Origin of the sequence: Paracoccus aminovorans (genome assembly GCF_001546115.1) — a bacterium.
In the GTDB taxonomy this organism is placed as follows: Bacteria; Pseudomonadota; Alphaproteobacteria; order Rhodobacterales; family Rhodobacteraceae; genus Paracoccus; species Paracoccus aminovorans_B.
Map to the genome: position 1 here is coordinate 281,454 of NZ_KQ955208.1, position 17,771 is coordinate 299,224.

Sequence of the window (17,771 nt, forward strand, 5' to 3'; positions counted from 1 at the left end):
ATGCGCTGTCCGCCGGACTAGCGGGTCTCGGCCAGCAGGCCGGCGCGTCGGGCCTCGTCCTCGGTCACCTCGCGCTGCCATTCGCGCCAGATCGAGACCAGCAGCGCCATCAGCACCGGCCCGACGAACAGCCCGACGATGCCCATGGTCTTGACCCCGCCGACGAGGCCGAAGAACGTCGGCAGGAAGGGCAGCTTCACCGGCCCGCCGACCAGCACCGGCCGGATGGTCTTGTCCACGACGAACAGCTCGCAGGTGCCCCAAATGAACAGCGCCGCGCCCTGTACCGGCGAGCCGCTGGCGACCAGATAGGCCGAGACCAGCGTGAAGCACAAAGGCGCGCCGCCCGGGATCAGCGCCATGAAGCCGGTGATGACGCCGAAGGTCACCGGCGAGGGCACGCCGGCCAGCCAATAGGCGGTGCCCAGGATCACCCCCTCGCCGATGGCGATCAGCGTCATGCCGGTCACGGTCGAGCTGATCGTCGCCGGCACCACGCGCGACAGCCGGCTCCAGCGGTCGGGCAGGATGCGGCGACCGATATGGTCGACCTGGGCCACGAACTTGTCGCCGTCGCGATACAGCACGAAGAGCGTGATCAGCATGAAGAGCAGCGTCAGCGCCAGATGGAAGGCCAGCGAGCCCGCCGTCACCGCGCCGCGATAGATCGCGCCGATGTTCGAACCCGAGACCAGCTGCACGATTTCCGAGATGCCGCCGGGCCGGCCGATATAGGTGTGCCAGTTCTCGTCCAGCCAGTCACCGACCTGCGGCAGCTGGACCATCCAGCCCGGCGTCGGCGCGCCGGTGGAATTGACCAGGATCGCCCAGTTGATCCAGTCGCGCAGCTCGCGGAAGGCATAGATCAGCGCCATGGCGATGGGCACGACCAGGAAGCAGACCAGCACCAGCACCAGGGCCGTCGCGGCCCAGGTGCGCCCGACCCGCGCCACCGCCCGCTCGCGCAGCGGCCAGCTGGCCAGCGCGATCACCATCGCCGCCAGCACCGGCACCAGGAAGCCGTGAAAGAAATAGATCGAGGCCGCGACGATCGCCAGCAACAGCCAGCGCGCGGCCGAGATATTGGTCACCAGCGGCGGCCGGTGCAGGCGCAGCCCGGTCTGGCGCGGCGCCTGGGCGGGGTGGGGTGCGGTCTGGGGGCTTGGCTCTGGGCCTGTGGTCATCGTCTCCGGTCCTGTCCGGCGCCGCGCGGACGCATCTTGGCGCAACGAGATAACAGAACGCCCGCCGCTGCAAGCCGGAATGCCGTCCCGGTCGGGCCAAGCCTGTCGCACCGGCGTGTCGGGGGCGTGACAGCCGGGGCGGGGACGGCTAGGATCGCCGCGACCAAGGGGAGCCCCGGCAAGGGGCTGAGAGATCGCTGGCAAGGGCCAAGGCCTGCGCGGCGCGGTGACCCTTCGAACCTGATCCGGATCATGCCGGCGAAGGGATGGCCAGTCCGTGCGCCTGCCTGATGCCGGCCCCACCCCGGGGCCATCCCGGCCCCGCCCCAAGCCAGGAGGGCAGCATACCCCAGACCTTCTTTGAAACCCTGCGCGACGAATGCGCCGCCGATTGGCAGGCTGCGACCGGCCATCGTTTCGTGCACGAGTTGCTGGCCGGCCGCATCGCGGATGCGGTCATGGCGCGCTATCTCGTGCAGGATCACCGTTTCCTCGACGCTTTCCTGACGCTGCTCGGCGCCGCCATCGCCAGCGCCGACCGCTTCGAATCGCGGCTGCGCTTCGGCCGCTTCGCCGGCATGGTTTCAAGCGACGAGAACGACTATTTCCTGCGCGCCTTCGCCGCCCTGGGCGTATCGGAGGCCGAGCGCGCTGCGAGTCCCGACAGCGCGCCCACGCAGGGCTTCCAGGCCATCATGCGCGAGGCCGCAGCGACGCGCTCCTATCCTGCGGTGCTGGCGGTGCTGAACGTGGCCGAGGGGCTTTACCTCGACTGGGCCATGCAGGCCGAGACCCTGCCGGAAAACTTCGTCCATGCCGAATGGATCACGCTGCACGACAATGCGTTCTTCCGCGATTTCGTGGCCTTCCTGCGCGCCGAGCTTGACCGCACCGGCCCGGCCGAGGCCGCGCAAGTGCGCGACTTCTTCCGCCGCGCCGCCCGGCTGGAAGTCGAATTTTTCAATGATGCTTATAAGGCTTAGCGCCTAATCCTCGATGATTTCGAAGGCGGGCGGCTCGCGCGGCGGGCCGCCTTCGCGATAGTCCAGCACGATGCGCGCCAGCGCGGCCGGTGCCAGGTTCTCGCGGCTGTGGCGCAGTTCGGGCAGGCTCCACCAGCGGAACTCGCGGATCAGGCCGGCCTCGGGCGCGTCTTGCACCACGGGCCGGAACTCCGGCGTCTCGATCAGGAAGTAATGCTCGGATTGGCGCCAGCGCGCCTGCGGCAAGGGCAGGGTAAAGCGGCGGCGCCAGACCAGCGGGCCGAAGGCGGGCAGGGCAAAGCCCAGCTCCTCGCGCAGTTCGCGGCGCAGCGTCGCCTCGGGCGTCTCGCCGGGCTCGGCGCCGCCGCCGGGGGTGATCCACCAGTCGCCGGTGCCGTAATCGACGCGCATCAGCAGCACCCGGTCCTCGGGCGTCAGCAGGATGGCCCGCATGGCTTGGCGGTCGATGATGCGCATGGCCCCCTCTGATCACGAAAAAGCCCCGGCGCGGCAAGGGCCGGCCGGGGCGATCGCGGCCGCTCGCGGCCTATTCGTCGTCCGAATCCGCCACGTCGGCGATGTCGTCCAGCGACACGTCGCCGTCGTCATCGTCGTCGTCCAGCAGATCGTCGTCCAGATCCCCGGAATCGGCGTCGTCGTCCAGATCCTCGTCATCGACGAGATCGGTCTGATCCTCGTCGCGCGCGGCGGTCTTTTCCGAGATCAGCGAGCGCGAGCGGCCATTCGTCAGGCTTTCCGCCGTGAAAGAGGCGCCGCAGGCCGGGCAGGTCATCGGGTCGTTCGTCAGGTCGTAGAAGCGCGTGGCGCAATGGGGGCAAAGGCGTTTCGTGCCCCATTCCTCTTTGGGCATGGTATTCTCTTTCTGCCGCGTTCAGGTAAATCCGCTGTCCCCTGCCATAGCCAGAAGGGGCTGTCAAAGGCTTTTCCCCTTGCGTCGGGACGGCGGCGCGGTGGAAATATGGGCCGAAAGGCAGGGCACCGCAAGATGCAGGTAGGCAAGGACAGGATTTGGGTCGGCGGCGACATCCCGGTGACGCTGCGCCGCTCGTCCCGGGCGCGGCGCATGACGCTGCGCGTGGCGCGGGCAGGGGGCGAGGTGGTGCTGACCCTGCCCAGCCGCGCCAGCCTGCGCGACGGCCAGGCCTTTGCCGAGTCGCGGGCCGAATGGCTGCGCCGGGTCCGCGCCGACATGCCGGCGCTGCAACTGGTCGCGCATGGCGTCCAGCTGCCCGTCGAGGGCGTGCCGCGCCTGATCCGCCCGGCCGAGACCCGCCGCGTCGAGCTGACCGCCGACCTGCTGCTGGTGCCGCAGGGCCGGCCGCCAGGGGTGGTCATCGAAGTTTGGCTCAAACACCTCGCGCAGGCGCGGCTGATCGCCGCCTGCGACCGCCACGCGGCCCGGCTGGGGCGGCCGTTCCGGGCGCTGGCGCTGCGCGACACCCGCTCGCGCTGGGGCAGCTGCACCCATGACGGCCGGCTGATGTTCTCGTGGCGCCTGGCCATGGCGCCGCCCGAAGTGCTGGACTATGTCGCCGCGCATGAGGTCGCGCATCTGGCGCATATGGACCACTCGCCCGCCTTCTGGGCCGCGACCGAACGGCTGCTGCCCGGCCATGCCCGGCACCGCGCCTGGCTGCGCTGCCACGGCCACGAGCTGCTGGCCTGGCGTTTCCGCATCTGACGGATTGACGCCGCGCGCATTTGTGATCACAGAGATGGCATGACAGTGACGCGCAATTCGGAAACCGCCGCGCATGAGCGGCTTTATCGCAGCCTTCGCCAGCGCATCATGCTGGGCGAACTGCCGCCCGGCCTGCCGATGACGCTGCGCGGCATCGCAGCCGAGCACCGCGTCTCGATGACCCCCGCGCGCGAGGCGGTGCGGCGCCTGGTCGCCGAAGGGGCGCTGACGCTTTCCTCCTCGGGTCGGATCACCACGCCGGAGCTCTCGGTCGAGCGCATCGAGGAACTCGCCGCCCTGCGCGGCCTGATCGAGCCCGAACTCGCCGCCCGGGCGCTGCCCCGCGCCCATCAGGCGCTGATCGAGCGCATGGCCGTCATCAATGCCGCCATCGGCGAGGCGGCCGAAAGTCATGACGGCGTCACCTATATCCGCACAAACCTGGAATTCCACCGCATCCTCTACCTGCGCGCCCAGGCGCCGGCGATGCTGGCCATCGTCGAGACGGTCTGGCTGCAGCTCGGCCCGACGATGCGGGCGCTCTATGGCCGGGTCAAGCGCCACGAGCCGCCGCGCCACCACCGCATGATCCTGGCCTCGCTGCGGGCCGGCGACGAGCCCGGCCTGCGGCTTGCCGTGCGTGCCGACGTGACCCACGGGCTGCGCCACCTCTCGGCCAGCTGACGCGACCTCTGGCTTTCTCTGTTTCCCAAATACCCGAACCGGCCGCGACCCAAGCCGCCGCCGCTGCCGATCTCTCGCCATAAAACAGAAACGCCGCACCCCCGGGGCACGGCGCCAGTCACTTTCCGTTTTCCAAATACCCAAACCCGGCGGCTCAGACCTCCTCGATGCGCAGCTCCACCGGCTCGCCGGCAATGACGCCGGTCTTCGGCAGCGCCTCGATGGCATGGTCGATGGCCTCGGGCGTGGTCTTGTGGGTCACGATCAGCACCGGGGCGACGCCGGCGGTCTGCTGATGGCCGTATTGCCGCATGCGGTCGATCGAGATGCCGGAATCGCCCAGCACCGTGGCAACCTTGGCCAGCGCCCCCGGCTTGTCGGTCAGCGCCAGCCGGATGTAATAGGCGGCGGGCACCGCGGTCCGCGCCGGCTGCGGCCGGGCCAGCGCCGAGGCCGGCTGGCCGAAGCTCGGCATGCGCACGCCGCGCGCGATCTCGACCACGTCGGACATCACCGCGCTGGCGGTCGGGCCTTCGCCGGCCCCCGCGCCGCGCAGCACGATCTGCCCGACCGAGTCGCCCTCGATCACCACCATGTTGGTGCCGCCCTGCAATTGCCCCAAGGGGCTGTCGGCGGGCACCAGGCAGGGCGACATGCGCTGCTCCAGCCCGCGCCCGGTCATCTGCGCCACGCCCAGCAGCTTGATGCGATAGCCCATGTCGGCGGCGCGGCGAATGTCGTCGATGCTGACCCGCTCGATGCCCTCGATTTCCACGGCGTCGAAGCTGGGGCGGGTGCCGAAGGCGATGGCGGCCAGGATCGCCAGCTTGTGGCTGGCGTCGATGCCACCCACGTCCAGCGTCGGATCGGCCTCCAGATAGCCCAGCTGCCGCGCCTCCTCGAACACCGTCTCATAGGGCAGGCCGGCGCTTTCCATCCGGGTCAGGATATAGTTGCAGGTGCCGTTCATCACCCCCATGACGCGGCGGATCTCGTTGCCGGCCAGCGACTCGGTCATCGCCTTGATCACCGGGATGCCGCCGGCGACGGCCGCCTCGAATCGGATCACCCGGCCATGCGCCTCGGCCAGTTCCGCCAGCTCCTGGCCGTGGATCGCCAGTAGCGCCTTGTTGGCGGTCACCACGTCCTTGCCGGCCTTCAGCGCCGCCGTCACCGCCTCGCGCGCGACGCCCTCGTCGCCGCCGATCAGCTCGACGAAAACTTCCACATCCTCGCGCAGCGCCAGCGCCCGGGCGTCCTCCTCCCAGCCATAGGCCGACAGGTCCGCGTCGCGGTTCTTCAGCCGGTCGCGGGCGCAGACCGCGGTGATGGCGATGGGCCGGCCGGCGCGCTGGGACAGCAGCGCGGCGTGCTTCTGGATGATCTTGACGGTGCCGATGCCGACGGTCCCCAGACCTGCGATACCAAGACGGAGCGGCGAGGCGTTTTGCCCCTGGTTCTGGGCGGACATGCGAAACTCTTATCTATGGACGTTGCGGTGTTAGCGGATGCGGCGCGGGCTTGCAACGCAAGGCTTCACGCCTCGTCGTCGCCGGCCCAGTAGCCCGGCTCGCCGGTGGCGCGCATGACGCGCAGCACGCGGCCGCCGGTCTCGACGGTCTGCGCGCGGATGCGCTCCAGGTCGTCGAGCGCCATTGGCGCCGGCCGCACCTCGCCCTTGGCGCTGACGAAGGCCGGATGCCAGTGCGTCTTGCGCTCGGTCGGCCGCCACGAGGCATGGCAGAGCAGGTTGCGGTAAAGCCGGATCTCGCCCAGCCGGTCGGTGATCTTGTTGCGGTCGCGCAATCCGGGATGGCGGCGCATGGCGGCGTCGAGCTGCTCGATCAGCGTGCCCATGGAATCGTCGGCCAGGCTGCCCATGCGGGCAAGCCAGGCCTGCAACTCCTCGGGCGTCAGGTCGTCGGCCAGCCGGGCACGGTCCAGCGCATAGATGGTGCGCTTGATGATCTCCTCGAGCCAGCCGAAACTCGCCACGCATTGCCCGAGGCCCGCGGCGAAATCGCCGGGCAGGGTGAAATGCGTCTCGGGCGCGGCGCCTATTCCCGCCATAATGCCGAAACCCAGCCGACCGGGCGCAGGTAATGCCGCAGGTGCTTGCCCAGGCTCTCGCGCCGGCGGCCGTCGAAGGCGGCGCGCAGATGGTCCAGGGGCGCGCGATGCTGGTCCTTGTCGCTCCAGCGGCCCAGGACGGCGTCGGGCGGGTTCAGGTCGCCCGGAAAGATCACGATGCGCGTCCCCGCCGGCACCCGCGCCTCGCGGACATAGTTCAGCGGGAAATTCGGCACGCAATGCATGCGGAAATGCGCGAGCCAACCCCTGGGCCAGAACTTCACCCCACCCGGCGCATTGCGGGTGACGAAGCGCTGCTCGTAGCGGAACCTGTCGGCGGCGGCCTGCGGATCGGCGCGAAAGATGTCCTGCAGGGGCTTCAGCTTGCCGACGCGCATGCGATAGACCGAGGTCTGGCCCATCTTCTCGAAGGGCGTGTTCGGGTTCAGCCCCAGCACGGTATCGTCGGGATCGCCAAAGGCGAAGAAATCGTCGAGGCTGCCGGTCACGATCACGTCGAGGTCCAGGAACAGCACCACGCCCTGCACGTCGCCCAGATCGCCCCACAGCCGCGACTTCGGCCATTTGCCCTTGGTATTGACCGGCGCCTGGTATTCGAACTCGGGCAGCGGCCGCACGGCGATGTCGGGATGCAGGCCGGCGCCGTCGTCGGTAAAGCAATACAGCCGGAACGGCGGCGTGATGTTGCGCGCCACCATGGCATGCAGCCGGTTCACGAACTCGGGCCCGAATTTCGTGCCCCATTTGATGCAGATGACCTGCTTGACCGTGCCGTTGCGCCCGTCGTCCATGCCCGCCTCGCGTTTTGCCCGCGACATTCGCACGCGGCCCGCACGGCGGCAAGCCTCACAGGATCTTCTGCAGCAGCACCAGGTCCAGCCAGCGCCCGAACTTGCGCCCGGATTCGGGCAGATAGCCCACGCGCCGGAAGCCGATGGCCTCGTGAAAGCCGATGCCGCCGGCATTGGCGGCATCGACGGCCGCGACCATGGTATGGGCGCCGCGCGCCCGGGCGTGATCCTCGATCGCCGCCATCAGCGCCCGGCCGACACCGCGCCCGCGCGCCCCGGGCGCCAGCAGCACGGTATGTTCCATGGCATGGACGTAGCCCAGCCCGCCGCGGAACTGGTCATAGGTGGCGATGCCCAGCACCGCGCCCGCCGCCTCGGCCACCAGCATCTCGCGCCCCGCGGCGCGGCGGGCGGCGATCATCGCCCCCAGGCTCTCGACCGTGCGCTCCTCGCTGGAAAAGATCGTCGTGGTCTCGCGGATGATCGGGTTCCAGAAATCCAGGATGGCGGGAATGTCGCGGGTTTCGGCCGGGCGGATGATCATTCGGGCTCCATCGGGGAACCGGCCGCAAAACGCGCGGCGGCCGGCCTTCTTTGTTGTAGAAATACCCATGCGACGGCGACCGCAAGGGCCGCCGTGCGCCGCCCTAGGCTGCCCGGGCCGCCCGGATCAGCGACAGGATGTCCTTCGCCGCCGCCGGGATGTTGGTCCCCGGCCCGAAGATCGCCTTCACCCCGGCCTTCTTCAGGAAATCGTAATCCTGCTGCGGGATCACGCCGCCGCAGATCACCAGGATGTCGCCGGCGCCCTGGTCCTTCAGCGCCGCGATCAGCTTCGGCGCCAGGGTCTTGTGGCCCGCCGCCTGCGAGGAGATCCCGATTACATGCACGTCGTTGTCGATGGCGTCCTGCGCGGCTTCCTCGGGGGTCTGGAACAGCGGCCCCACGTCCACGTCGAAGCCGATGTCGGCAAAGGCGGTGGCGATGACCTTGGCACCGCGGTCATGGCCGTCCTGGCCCATCTTCACCACCAGCATGCGGGGCCGACGGCCCTCTTCCTCGGCGAAAGCCTCGACGTCGCGCTGGATCTGCGCGAAATCCGCGTCGCCCTCATAGGCCGCCCCGTAAACCCCTGCCAAAGTCTTCACCTCCGCCCTGTGGCGCCCGAAGGTGCCCTCCATCGCCAGACTGATCTCGCCCACGCTGGCCCGCGCGCGGGCGCATTCGACCGCCGCCTCCAGCAGGTTGCCGCCCTCGACCGTGCGCCGGCCCAGTTCCAGCAGCGCCGCGTCGCAGGCCGCCTGGTCGCGGGTGGCGCGGATGCGCTCCAGCCGGGCGATCTGCGCCTCGCGCACCTTCATGTTGTCGATGTCGAGGATGTCGAGCGGCTCTTCCTTGGCCAGCCGGTACTTGTTCACGCCGACGACCACCTCGTCGCCGCGGTCGATCATCGCCTGGCGCCGCGCCGCCGATTCCTCGATGCGCAGCTTCGGCATGCCCGAGGCCACCGCCTTGGTCATGCCGCCCATCGCCTCGACCTCCTCGATCAGCGCCCAGGCTTCCTCGGCCAGCCGCGCGGTCAGGGTCTCGATGTAATAGCTGCCCGCCAGCGGATCGACGACATGGGTGATGCCGGTTTCCTCCTGCAGGATCAGCTGGGTGTTGCGCGCGATGCGGGCGCTGAACTCGGTCGGCAGCGCGATCGCCTCGTCCAGCGCGTTGGTGTGCAGCGACTGCGTGCCGCCCAGCACCGCCGCCATCGCCTCGTAAGCCGTGCGGATGACGTTGTTATAGGGGTCCTGCTCCTGCAAGGACACGCCCGAAGTCTGGCAATGCGTGCGCAGCATCAGCGAGGATGCCTTCTTCGGCTCGAATTCCTTCATGATCCGGGTCCAGAGCAGCCGCGCGGCGCGCAGCTTCGCGACCTCCATGAAGAAGTTCATGCCGATGGCAAAGAAGAACGACAGCCGCCCGGCGAAATCGTCGACATTCATGCCGGTCTTCAGCGCGGCGCGGACATATTCGCGCCCGTCGGCCAGCGTATAGGCCAGCTCCTGCACCAGGTTCGCGCCCGCCTCCTGCATGTGATAGCCCGAGATCGAGATCGAGTTGAAGCGCGGCATCTCTTTCGAGGTGTATTCGATGATGTCGGCGATGATGCGCATGGAGGGTTCGGGCGGATAGATATAGGTGTTCCGCACCATGAACTCTTTCAGGATGTCGTTCTGGATCGTGCCCGACAGCACGGCGCGCGAATGCCCCTGTTCCTCGCCCGCGACGATGAAATTCGCCAGGATCGGGATCACCGCCCCGTTCATGGTCATCGAGACCGAGACCTTGTCCAGCGGAATGCCGTCGAACAGGATCTTCATGTCCTCGACCGAATCGATGGCGACGCCGGCCTTGCCCACGTCGCCCTCGACGCGCGGATGGTCGCTGTCATAGCCGCGGTGCGTGGCCAGGTCGAAGGCCACCGAAACCCCCTGCTGCCCGGCCGCCAGGTTGCGGCGGTAGAAGGCGTTCGATTCCTCGGCGGTCGAGAAGCCGGCGTATTGCCGGATCGTCCAGGGCCGGCCGGCATACATGGTCGCGCGCGGCCCGCGGGTAAAGGGCTCAAGCCCGGGCAGGCTGCCCAGATGCGCCAGGCCCTCGGTGTCGGCCTGGGTATAGAGCGGCTTGACCTCGATCCCCTCCAGCGTGTGCCAGTTCAGGCTGTCGGGATCGGCGCCCTTCAGTTCCTTGCTGGCGAGATTGCGCCATGTCTCCAGGTCGGCTTTGCTGCTTTCGCTCATCTTGCATCCTTTCCCATGGCCCGCCGCGCCCTATATGAAAGGGGGAACGGGGGCGCGATGAAACTGAAACGGTTGATAATTCTGGCTGTGGTGCCGCTTCTGGCGGCGATGGGACCGAAACCCGAGGGCGATGCCGACGGCCACCGGCCATATGTGCGCGGCGAGGTGCCGGCGGCGCGCGACGGCGCGCCCGCGCCCGGCGGGCCGCTGACCGGCGCCGCCGCGCAGGCCCTGACCGTGCTGCCGGCATCCGAGGCCGACCCGGCGGAATTCCTGTGGCAGGCCCGGCCGGTGGTGATCTTTGCCGATACCGCGGCCGACCCGGCCTTCATCCGGCAGCTGGCCGACCTGCAGGCCGATCCGGCGCCGCTGCTGGCGCGCGACGTGGTCGTCGTGACCGACACCGACCCGGCGGCGGCCAGCCCCTGGCGTCGGCAGCTGCGCCCGGAAGGCTTTTCGCTGGTGCTGCTGGACAAGGACGGCCAGGTCAAGCAGCGTAAGCCCGCGCCCTGGTCCGTGCGCGAGATTTCCCGCGCCATCGACAAGTTCCCGCTACGCCGGCGCGAGATCGGCCGTGCGGCAGTGCCGTAAGATACTGAGAAAATCGCCACATTTCTTTGTGCGATAATCGCAACGACTTCGTTGCGGCCCGGCCCCCGAGCCATTATCTTGGGAACAGGGCAGCCGCGCTGCCCGCTGCCAAGGAGGCCCGCCATGTCGAATTCGCCCCTGCCGCGCGTGACGGAACGCCCGGACGCGCCCAAACCGCCCCGGCTGGACTCGGCCACCGAACAGCTGGTCGAACGGCTGCGCAGCGCCCGCACCGCGAATGAAATGGCCGAGATCGTCGGATTGAAGCCCATCAAAGGTCGCTCCGGTCCGAAGATCGCTTATTGAGCCGCTGGCGCAGCTCGGCCAGCTCGCCCGGAAGGCTGCCGGCCAGACCGGCGATCTGGGCCTGACGCGCGGCCAGAGCCGCGGCGCTTTCCCGCTCCAGCATCTGCCGCAGGGCATTCTCGCCGAAGAACACGCTGGTCATCAGCAGGCGCACGGCCTCTTGCCCGCTTTCCAGCGCCGATTCGGTCAGTTCCAAGTAATCCGCGAACATCTCGACGGCGCGCGCCTGATCCTTTTCGGCCTGCTCCCGCATCGCCTCGGCGAATGAGGCCATGATCGACAGCTGCCGGTAATAGGTCACCACCGGGTCGATGACATCGGCCGGCAGGATATGCACCTCTTCGATGATCGCGGTGAAGATGCGGTCGTTCGCCTGCGCCGGGATGAAGGGAAACCGGCCGCTTTCGCGCAGCCGGACCAGCAGGGCGGCGGCACCCTCGGCATCCAGACGCTGGCTTTCCAGCGCCACGACATGAGCGCGGATCTCGGCCAGCAGGGCGCGCTGCACGTCGCTGACCCGCTCGACCCGCAGGATGCGGGCGCGGCGGCGGTTCAGCCAGTCATCGACGGGCCGGGCCAGCATCGCCACGACGGCGGCGACCAGCGCCGCCACCACCGTGGGATTGAGAATGCTGCCCGTGCCCTGGAACATGGATCACTCGAATTCCATGATCACGTCATCGACCTTGAGGCTTTCGCCGGCCGAGGCGTTGACGGATTTCACCACGCCGCGCCGCTCGGCGCGCAGGATGTTCTCCATCTTCATCGCCTCGACGGTGGCCAGCGCCTGGCCTTCCTGCACCTCGTCGCCGGCGGCCACGTTCACCTTGACCACCAGCCCGGGCATCGGGCAGAGCAGGAATTTCGAGGTGTCCGGCGGCAGCTTCTCGGGCATCAGCCGCGCCAGTTCGGCGGCGCGCGGACGGCGGACATAGGTTTTCAGGTCCGCGCCGCGCACCCGCAGCCGGAAGCCCGAGGGCAGGCGATCCACCTTCAGCACCAGGGGGCTGCCGTCGACCGACAGCCGCGCCAGCGATTGCCCGGGCAGCCAGTCGCTTTCGACGCGCAGCTTGCGGCCGGCGATCTCGACCGTCGAGCCCTGCTTGTCGGCGGTGATGCGCACCGGGAATTCCTGGCCCGCGACCGTCACCACCCAATGCTCGCCGACATGGCGCTCGTGGTTGTCGAGCCGGCCCGAGATGCGGGTGCGCCGGATCTCGGCCACCCGATGCATGGCCGCGACCGAGGCGGCGATGCGCTGGATCTCGGCTTCGGGCAGGGTCGCGCCCAGGAAGCCCTCGGGATATTCCTCGGCGATGAAGGCGGTGGAAATATCGCCCGAGACGAATTTCGGATGGTCCATCACCGCCGACAGGAACGGCAGGTTGTGGCCGATGCCCTCGACCTCGAATTCGTCCAGCGCCAGCCGCATCTGCTCGATGGCGGCCTCGCGGGTCGGCGCCCAGGTGCAGAGTTTGGCGATCATCGGGTCGTAATACATGCTGATCTCGCCGCCCTCATAGACGCCGGTATCGTTCCTGACCCCCGCAGCGGCGGCCGGAGGATGGTCGCCCGGGCGCGCCGGCACCCAGCGGTCGGCGTCGAGCAGCGGCCCGGCCGCCGTCTCGGCCGGCGGGCGATAGCGGGTCAGCCGGCCGATCGAGGGCAGGAAGTTGCGATAGGGGTCCTCGGCGTAGAGCCGGCTTTCGATGGCCCAGCCGTTGATCGTCAGATCGTCCTGGGCAAAGGGCAGCGGCTCGCCGCCGGCGACGCGGATCATCTGCTCGACCAGGTCGACGCCGGTGATCAGTTCGGTCACCGGATGCTCGACCTGCAGCCGGGTGTTCATTTCCAGGAAATAGAAGTTCTTGTCGGCATCGACGATGAATTCGACCGTGCCGGCGCTGGTATAGCCCACGGCCTTCGCCAGCGCGCAGGCCTGCTCGCCCATGGCCTTGCGCGTCGCCGCGTCGAGGAATGGCGAGGGCGCCTCTTCGATGACCTTCTGGTTGCGGCGCTGGATCGAGCATTCGCGCTCGTGCAGATAGACGCAATTGCCGTGCTTGTCGGCCAGCACCTGGATCTCGATATGGCGCGGCTGGGTCACGAATTTCTCGATGAAGATGCGGTCGTCGCCGAAGCTGTTCGCGGCCTCGTTCTTCGAGGATTCGAAACCCTCGCGCGCCTCCTGGTCGTTCCAGGCGATGCGCATGCCCTTGCCGCCGCCGCCGGCGCTGGCCTTGATCATGACCGGATAGCCGATCTGGTTCGAGATCTTCACCGCCTCCTCGGCATCGGCGATCAGGCCCATATAGCCCGGAACCGTGCTGACCCCGGCTTCCTGCGCCAGCTTCTTCGAGGTGATCTTGTCGCCCATGGCCTCGATGGCCGGGCTGGGCGGGCCGACGAAGGTGACGCCTTCCTTCTCCAGCGCCTCGGCGAATTTCATGTTCTCGGACAGGAAGCCATAGCCCGGATGCACCGCCTCGGCGCCGGTCTGGCGGATCGCGTCCATGATCCTGTCGATGACGATATAGGACTGGTTCGCCGGCGGCGGACCGATATGGACGGCCTCGTCCGCCATCTTGACATGCAGCGCGTTGCGGTCGGCATCGGAATAGACCGCGACGGTCTGGATGCCCATCTTCTTCGCGGTCTTGATGACGCGGCAGGCGATCTCGCCCCGGTTGGCGATCAGGATTTTCTTGAACATGCTGGTTTCCCCTGGGGCAGGTGCCGAACGTAAGAAAGCCGCCCCGGCACGATGCCGGGACGGCCAGAAAGGAAGGCGTCGCCGCGATGCGGCGGCGTATCAGTAGCTGCGATAGCGCGGCTGGGTCGGCTGGCAGAGACGCACGTCGTCGCACAGCGCGCCGGCGACGGCGCCGATGGCCGCGCCCTTGGCGACGTCATGGCCGCCGACATGGGCGACGGTCGCGCCGACGCCCGCGCCGATGAGGCCGCGGTCCATGTCGGTCGGATTGATGTTCTGGGTGCAGCCGGCCAGGCCCAGGAGGCCCAGACCGACGACGAGAGCGAGTTTTTTCGACATGCGAAATTCTCCGGGATACGGGCCGCGCGCGGGCTGTCACCCGCGCAAGCGGCCCCGGTGGAATCAGTAGCCGCGCGACTGGCAGACGCCGGCGTCGTCGCAAAGCGCGCCGCCCGCCGCGCCGATGAGCGCGCCGGTGCCCACGTCGCCGTCGATGATCTTGGCGACGGCCGCACCGGCCAGGGCGCCCCCGGCCGCGCGCTGCGCGTCGGGCGAGATGCCGCTGCCGTAGCCCTGGTCGCAGGCGGCCAGGCCGCCGACCAGCAGAAGGGCGCCCGAAAGACGGAGGATGACGGATTTTTGCATAGTTCTTTGCCTGTATTATGGACCCGCTGACGGGCCGTTTGCGATAGGGGTGCGGCCAATATTGCACGCGCCCGTTTCGGAAGAAACTGACAACGGTGTGAAAACACAGGGCTACGCGGCAATCCGCCCATCGCTCCGGCCGGCATCAGGCACCGTCCTCGTCGATGTCGTCCTCGTCCCAATCGGCCTCGTCGTCCCAGTCGAATTCCGGCGCCTCGGCGGCGAAAAGCTCGGGGAAGCCGGCCTCGGCGCGCTTCATGTCGACGCGCAGCAATTGCTCGTAATCGGTCGGGTCCAGCTTGCCGACGGCCACGACCTCGCGGCCCAGAAGCCAGGACAGCCGGCCGGCGTCCAGGTTGCCGCGCTCGAAAGGCTCATCGCCGAAATGCGCGATCAGCGCCGCCAGGAAGGCGGTGTCGGCGCGCTTGTCGACGGGTTTGCGGTCGCGGAACCGCTCGCGCCGGATCAGCGGCGTTGCGCCCTTCTTGTTGGCGCGGCGGATGATGAACTGGAAATCGGTGCCCGGAAGACGGCCCGGAAAGCCGCGATGCTTCAGCATGTCTTGCCCCCTTTGTCGGTGGTGACGCGCGGGGGCGGGCAGGGGCGCGGTTGGCGCGGGCCGCCTGGCAGCCCGCGCGCGGCGAACGGCTCAGTTGGCGCCGTATTTGCCTTGATACACCGGCTCGGGCTGAACGGCGACCGGGGTGATGACTTCCGGCTCTTTCTTGGCGCAAGCGGCGGCCAGGCCGACGAGGACGAGGGCCAGTGCAAGTTTCTTCGACATGGTGTCGTGCTCCTGTAGGGCGGGACGCAGAGGTCCCGACTGCTCGGTTGAGATTCGGTCGCATGGCGCGGCCGTGCGCGCATGATAGCCAGCACCTGCACGGCCCGACAGGCGCAGCCAAGCCCCGCGGGCGCGGGCGCGGCCGGCTGTGGCCCGCGTGCATCAGGGCGCAAGGGCTTGAAATGGCGCATCACCACGGCTCCCATTCGCAGGCGTCGCGGTCCTTGGGCAGGCGGAAGGCCTCGAAGAGCTGCACCACTTCGGGGTCGTAGGCGCCGAAGGCGGTTTCCTTGCTGGCCAGGCTGATGATGATCTGCTCGGGACGCGGGGCCGGGCTGGCGATGCGGGGCAGGGCCCAGTTCTCGCACAGCCAGACGATGTCGAGATGGATCGGGTCCTCGGCCAGAACATCGGGGGCGGCCGGCAGCACCGGCTGCTCCAGCAGGGCGTCGGCGTCCTCCTCGGCCCCGGTTTCAGCTCCGGTTTCGGCCCCCGCTTCGGCGGCCATCTCGGCCTCGGCCTCCAGCGTGGCGGGCTCCCCGCTGACCTCGCCGCTTTCGGTGTCGATGTCGATGGGGCCGCGCCCCTCGGCATCCTCGAAATCCGAGGCCGGGCCGCTGGTCGCCGGCACCCGCTGCGCCAGGTCCGGCATCACGAAGCGGAAGCGATAGGTCAGGCCCAGCCCGCCGGAACTGTCGTGCCGCGTCTCCTGCCAAGTCACCCTGGCGCCCGAGGGCAGCACGATCTCGACCGGCGCGCCAGCCGCCGCCGTCCCGCCCGCCACCAGGGCAGGGGGGATCAGCGCCAGGCAGATCGCCGCCAGTCTCGACATGGTTCCTCCCTCGGGTCCGGCCGGTTACAGCGGGATATTGTCGTGCTTCTTCCAGGGGTTCGACAGCTTCTTGCCGCGCAGGCTGGCGAAGGCCCGCGCCACCCGACGCCGGGTCGAGCGCGGCTGGATCACCTCGTCGATGAAGCCCTTTTCGGCGGCGACGAAGGGATTGGCGAAGCGGTCCTCGTAATCCTTGGTGCGGGCGCCAATCTTCCCGGCATCGCCCAACTCGCTGCGATACAGGATCTCGACCGCGCCCCTGGCGCCCATCACTGCGATCTCGGCCGTGGGCCAGGCATAGTTGAAATCGCCGCGCAGGTGCTTCGAGGCCATGACGTCATAGGCGCCGCCATAGGCCTTGCGGGTGATGACCGTGACCTTCGGCACCGTCGCCTCGCCATAGGCGAACAGCAGCTTCGCGCCATGCTTGATGACGCCGCCATATTCTTGGCCGGTGCCCGGCAGGAAGCCCGGCACGTCGACGAAGGTCAGGATCGGGATCTCGAAGGCGTCGCAGAAGCGCACGAAGCGCGCCGCCTTGCGCGAGCTGTCGATGTCGAGGCAGCCCGCCAGCACCATCGGCTGGTTGGCGACCACGCCGACGGTCTGGCCCTCGATGCGGATGAAGCCGGTGATGATGTTCGCGGCGAAATCCTTCTGGATCTCGTAGAAATCGCCCTCGTCCGCGACCTTCAGGATCAGCTCCTTCATGTCGTAGGGCTGGTTCGGGTTGTCGGGGATCAGCGTGTCGAGGCTGGGCTCGATGCGGTTCGGGTCGTCGAAGAACGGCCGCGTCGGCGCCTTTTCGCGGTTGTTCAACGGCAGCAGGTCGACCAGCCGGCGGATCTCGGTCATCGCCTCGACGTCGTTTTCAAAGGCGCCGTCGGCGACCGAGGACTTCTTGGTATGGGTCGAGGCGCCGCCCAGTTGCTCGGCCGTCACCACCTCGTTCGTCACCGTCTTGACCACGTCCGGGCCGGTCACGAACATATAGGAGGTGTCCTTGACCATGAAGATGAAGTCGGTCATCGCCGGCGAATAGACCGCGCCGCCGGCGCAGGGACCCATGATGACGCTGATCTGCGGCACCACGCCCGAGGCCATGATGTTGCGCTGGAACACGTCCGCGTAACCGGCAAGGCTGGCCACGCCTTCCTGGATGCGCGCGCCGCCGGAATCGTTCAGCCCGATCACCGGGGCGCCGTTCTGCACCGCCATGTCCATGATCTTGCAGATCTTCTGAGCATGGGTTTCCGACAGCGAGCCGCCGAACACGGTGAAGTCCTGCGAAAAGACATAGACCATGCGGCCGTTGATCGTGCCCCAGCCGGTGACCACGCCGTCGCCATAGGGCCGGTCGTCCTCCATGCCGAAATCGGTCGAGCGGTGGCGGACGAACATGTCGAATTCCTCGAAGGAACCCTCGTCCAGCAGCAGCTCCAGCCGCTCGCGCGCGGTCAGCTTGCCGCGGGCGTGCTGGGCGTCGATGCGCCGCTGCCCGCCGCCCAGCCGCGCGTCGCGGCGGCGCGATTCCAGCTCGCCAAGGATGTCCTTCATCAGCCGTCTCCCTTTCGGTTTGCGGGCAGACTATCGGCTTGCTGCCGGCCAAGAAAGCAGAAAGCCGAATATTTGCAAACTATGCTAGCAAACTTCGCTGCAAATGGATTAAGTTG

Annotated in this window: 21 protein-coding genes and 1 riboswitch; of the genes, 5 read left to right on the forward strand and 16 right to left on the reverse strand. The window is 68.4% G+C overall.

Annotated features, from left to right (window positions below):
- Nucleotides 1–17: 17 nt before the first annotated feature.
- Nucleotides 18–1,184, reverse strand: coding sequence for an AI-2E family transporter (locus ASV56_RS01495; RefSeq protein WP_062560493.1), 1,167 nt, complete (start codon nucleotides 1,182–1,184; stop codon nucleotides 18–20).
- A 156-nt stretch (nucleotides 1,185–1,340) separates the two neighbouring features.
- Nucleotides 1,341–1,468, forward strand: a riboswitch (TPP riboswitch).
- Nucleotides 1,469–1,474: 6 nt separating this feature from the next.
- Here ASV56_RS01495 and ASV56_RS01500 point away from each other — a divergent pair.
- Nucleotides 1,475–2,167, forward strand: a complete 693-nt coding sequence (locus ASV56_RS01500; RefSeq protein ID WP_253879816.1) for a TenA family protein — start codon at nucleotides 1,475–1,477, stop codon at nucleotides 2,165–2,167.
- Nucleotides 2,168–2,170: 3 nt separating this feature from the next.
- Here ASV56_RS01500 and ASV56_RS01505 read toward each other — a convergent pair whose 3' ends face one another.
- Both ASV56_RS01505 and ASV56_RS01510 read right to left on the reverse strand, forming a co-directional pair.
- A complete protein-coding gene (locus ASV56_RS01505) occupies nucleotides 2,171–2,644 on the reverse strand; it encodes an NUDIX hydrolase (RefSeq protein ID WP_062560494.1) in 474 nt (157 codons plus the stop codon).
- Nucleotides 2,645–2,714: 70 nt separating this feature from the next.
- Nucleotides 2,715–3,038: a TIGR02300 family protein gene (locus ASV56_RS01510; protein WP_062560495.1), complete on the reverse strand. Its 324-nt coding sequence runs from the start codon at nucleotides 3,036–3,038 to the stop codon at nucleotides 2,715–2,717.
- A 135-nt stretch (nucleotides 3,039–3,173) separates the two neighbouring features.
- Here ASV56_RS01510 and ASV56_RS01515 point away from each other — a divergent pair, with 135 nt between their 5' ends.
- Nucleotides 3,174–3,869 (forward strand): M48 family metallopeptidase, encoded by a 696-nt coding sequence (locus ASV56_RS01515; RefSeq protein ID WP_062560496.1) that lies wholly within the window; start codon nucleotides 3,174–3,176, stop codon nucleotides 3,867–3,869.
- A gap of 39 nt (nucleotides 3,870–3,908) precedes the next feature.
- Nucleotides 3,909–4,553 carry a GntR family transcriptional regulator gene (locus tag ASV56_RS01520; protein WP_062560497.1) on the forward strand — a complete coding sequence of 215 codons (645 nt, stop codon included), beginning with the start codon at nucleotides 3,909–3,911 and terminating at the stop codon, nucleotides 4,551–4,553.
- A 154-nt stretch (nucleotides 4,554–4,707) separates the two neighbouring features.
- Here ASV56_RS01520 and ASV56_RS01525 read toward each other — a convergent pair whose 3' ends face one another.
- The 5 genes from ASV56_RS01525 to scpA all read right to left on the reverse strand — a co-directional run bounded on the left by ASV56_RS01525 (nucleotide 4,708) and on the right by scpA (nucleotide 10,227).
- Nucleotides 4,708–6,024 (reverse strand): homoserine dehydrogenase, encoded by a 1,317-nt coding sequence (locus ASV56_RS01525; protein WP_062560498.1) that lies wholly within the window; start codon nucleotides 6,022–6,024, stop codon nucleotides 4,708–4,710.
- A gap of 65 nt (nucleotides 6,025–6,089) precedes the next feature.
- Complete coding sequence (locus ASV56_RS01530) at nucleotides 6,090–6,623, reverse strand: hypothetical protein (RefSeq protein WP_062560499.1); 534 nt, start codon at nucleotides 6,621–6,623, stop codon at nucleotides 6,090–6,092.
- Nucleotides 6,611–7,435, reverse strand: coding sequence for a hypothetical protein (locus tag ASV56_RS01535; protein ID WP_062560500.1), 825 nt, complete (start codon nucleotides 7,433–7,435; stop codon nucleotides 6,611–6,613). The genes ASV56_RS01530 and ASV56_RS01535 overlap by 13 nt, the downstream gene beginning before the upstream one ends.
- A 55-nt stretch (nucleotides 7,436–7,490) precedes the next feature.
- The gene (locus ASV56_RS01540) at nucleotides 7,491–7,979 is read right to left on the reverse strand and encodes a GNAT family N-acetyltransferase (protein WP_082724695.1); all 489 of its coding nucleotides are present in this window, start codon (nucleotides 7,977–7,979) and stop codon (nucleotides 7,491–7,493) included.
- A gap of 103 nt (nucleotides 7,980–8,082) precedes the next feature.
- A complete protein-coding gene (gene scpA / locus ASV56_RS01545; RefSeq protein ID WP_062560501.1) occupies nucleotides 8,083–10,227 on the reverse strand; it encodes a methylmalonyl-CoA mutase in 2,145 nt (714 codons plus the stop codon).
- Between the two features lie 57 nt (nucleotides 10,228–10,284).
- Here scpA and ASV56_RS01550 point away from each other — a divergent pair, with 57 nt between their 5' ends.
- A complete protein-coding gene (locus ASV56_RS01550; protein WP_062560502.1) occupies nucleotides 10,285–10,818 on the forward strand; it encodes a DUF4174 domain-containing protein in 534 nt (177 codons plus the stop codon).
- 123 nt (nucleotides 10,819–10,941) lie between these two features.
- Nucleotides 10,942–11,124 (forward strand): hypothetical protein, encoded by a 183-nt coding sequence (locus tag ASV56_RS01555; RefSeq protein ID WP_062560503.1) that lies wholly within the window; start codon nucleotides 10,942–10,944, stop codon nucleotides 11,122–11,124.
- On the opposite strand, the gene ASV56_RS01560 is transcribed toward ASV56_RS01555, so the two are convergent.
- The 8 genes from ASV56_RS01560 to ASV56_RS01590 all read right to left on the reverse strand — a co-directional run bounded on the left by ASV56_RS01560 (nucleotide 11,090) and on the right by ASV56_RS01590 (nucleotide 17,655).
- Nucleotides 11,090–11,776 carry a hypothetical protein gene (locus ASV56_RS01560; RefSeq protein WP_062560504.1) on the reverse strand — a complete coding sequence of 229 codons (687 nt, stop codon included), beginning with the start codon at nucleotides 11,774–11,776 and terminating at the stop codon, nucleotides 11,090–11,092. The genes ASV56_RS01555 and ASV56_RS01560 overlap by 35 nt on opposite strands.
- 3 nt (nucleotides 11,777–11,779) lie before the next feature.
- Nucleotides 11,780–13,837, reverse strand: coding sequence for an acetyl-CoA carboxylase biotin carboxylase subunit (locus ASV56_RS01565; protein WP_062560505.1), 2,058 nt, complete (start codon nucleotides 13,835–13,837; stop codon nucleotides 11,780–11,782).
- Between the two features lie 99 nt (nucleotides 13,838–13,936).
- A complete protein-coding gene (locus ASV56_RS01570) occupies nucleotides 13,937–14,176 on the reverse strand; it encodes a hypothetical protein (RefSeq protein WP_018000390.1) in 240 nt (79 codons plus the stop codon).
- Nucleotides 14,177–14,239: 63 nt separating this feature from the next.
- Entirely contained in the window at nucleotides 14,240–14,482 is a 243-nt protein-coding gene (locus tag ASV56_RS01575; protein WP_018000391.1) for a hypothetical protein, read from the reverse strand.
- Nucleotides 14,483–14,627: 145 nt separating this feature from the next.
- Nucleotides 14,628–15,041, reverse strand: a complete 414-nt coding sequence (locus tag ASV56_RS01580) for a hypothetical protein (RefSeq protein ID WP_062560506.1) — start codon at nucleotides 15,039–15,041, stop codon at nucleotides 14,628–14,630.
- A 90-nt stretch (nucleotides 15,042–15,131) separates the two neighbouring features.
- On the reverse strand, nucleotides 15,132–15,266 hold the full coding sequence (locus tag ASV56_RS24775; RefSeq protein ID WP_018000393.1) for a hypothetical protein: 135 nt from the start codon (nucleotides 15,264–15,266) through the stop codon (nucleotides 15,132–15,134).
- A 190-nt stretch (nucleotides 15,267–15,456) separates the two neighbouring features.
- Complete coding sequence (locus ASV56_RS01585; RefSeq protein WP_062560507.1) at nucleotides 15,457–16,098, reverse strand: DUF6497 family protein; 642 nt, start codon at nucleotides 16,096–16,098, stop codon at nucleotides 15,457–15,459.
- A 24-nt stretch (nucleotides 16,099–16,122) separates the two neighbouring features.
- Nucleotides 16,123–17,655 (reverse strand): acyl-CoA carboxylase subunit beta, encoded by a 1,533-nt coding sequence (locus ASV56_RS01590; protein ID WP_062560508.1) that lies wholly within the window; start codon nucleotides 17,653–17,655, stop codon nucleotides 16,123–16,125.
- Nucleotides 17,656–17,771 lie beyond the last annotated feature (116 nt).

Coding starts and splice junctions, on each gene's coding strand:
- ASV56_RS01495 (WP_062560493.1), bottom strand. CDS start 1,184: ATGACCACAGGCCCAGAGCCAAGCCCCCAGACCGCACCCCACCCCGCC.
- ASV56_RS01500 (WP_253879816.1), top strand. CDS start 1,475: ATGCCGGCCCCACCCCGGGGCCATCCCGGCCCCGCCCCAAGCCAGGAG.
- ASV56_RS01505 (WP_062560494.1), bottom strand. CDS start 2,644: ATGCGCATCATCGACCGCCAAGCCATGCGGGCCATCCTGCTGACGCCC.
- ASV56_RS01510 (WP_062560495.1), bottom strand. CDS start 3,038: ATGCCCAAAGAGGAATGGGGCACGAAACGCCTTTGCCCCCATTGCGCC.
- ASV56_RS01515 (WP_062560496.1), top strand. CDS start 3,174: ATGCAGGTAGGCAAGGACAGGATTTGGGTCGGCGGCGACATCCCGGTG.
- ASV56_RS01520 (WP_062560497.1), top strand. CDS start 3,909: ATGACAGTGACGCGCAATTCGGAAACCGCCGCGCATGAGCGGCTTTAT.
- ASV56_RS01525 (WP_062560498.1), bottom strand. CDS start 6,024: ATGTCCGCCCAGAACCAGGGGCAAAACGCCTCGCCGCTCCGTCTTGGT.
- ASV56_RS01530 (WP_062560499.1), bottom strand. CDS start 6,623: ATGGCGGGAATAGGCGCCGCGCCCGAGACGCATTTCACCCTGCCCGGC.
- ASV56_RS01535 (WP_062560500.1), bottom strand. CDS start 7,435: ATGGACGACGGGCGCAACGGCACGGTCAAGCAGGTCATCTGCATCAAA.
- ASV56_RS01540 (WP_082724695.1), bottom strand. CDS start 7,979: ATGATCATCCGCCCGGCCGAAACCCGCGACATTCCCGCCATCCTGGAT.
- scpA (WP_062560501.1), bottom strand. CDS start 10,227: ATGAGCGAAAGCAGCAAAGCCGACCTGGAGACATGGCGCAATCTCGCC.
- ASV56_RS01550 (WP_062560502.1), top strand. CDS start 10,285: ATGAAACTGAAACGGTTGATAATTCTGGCTGTGGTGCCGCTTCTGGCG.
- ASV56_RS01555 (WP_062560503.1), top strand. CDS start 10,942: ATGTCGAATTCGCCCCTGCCGCGCGTGACGGAACGCCCGGACGCGCCC.
- ASV56_RS01560 (WP_062560504.1), bottom strand. CDS start 11,776: ATGTTCCAGGGCACGGGCAGCATTCTCAATCCCACGGTGGTGGCGGCG.
- ASV56_RS01565 (WP_062560505.1), bottom strand. CDS start 13,837: ATGTTCAAGAAAATCCTGATCGCCAACCGGGGCGAGATCGCCTGCCGC.
- ASV56_RS01570 (WP_018000390.1), bottom strand. CDS start 14,176: ATGTCGAAAAAACTCGCTCTCGTCGTCGGTCTGGGCCTCCTGGGCCTG.
- ASV56_RS01575 (WP_018000391.1), bottom strand. CDS start 14,482: ATGCAAAAATCCGTCATCCTCCGTCTTTCGGGCGCCCTTCTGCTGGTC.
- ASV56_RS01580 (WP_062560506.1), bottom strand. CDS start 15,041: ATGCTGAAGCATCGCGGCTTTCCGGGCCGTCTTCCGGGCACCGATTTC.
- ASV56_RS24775 (WP_018000393.1), bottom strand. CDS start 15,266: ATGTCGAAGAAACTTGCACTGGCCCTCGTCCTCGTCGGCCTGGCCGCC.
- ASV56_RS01585 (WP_062560507.1), bottom strand. CDS start 16,098: ATGTCGAGACTGGCGGCGATCTGCCTGGCGCTGATCCCCCCTGCCCTG.
- ASV56_RS01590 (WP_062560508.1), bottom strand. CDS start 17,655: ATGAAGGACATCCTTGGCGAGCTGGAATCGCGCCGCCGCGACGCGCGG.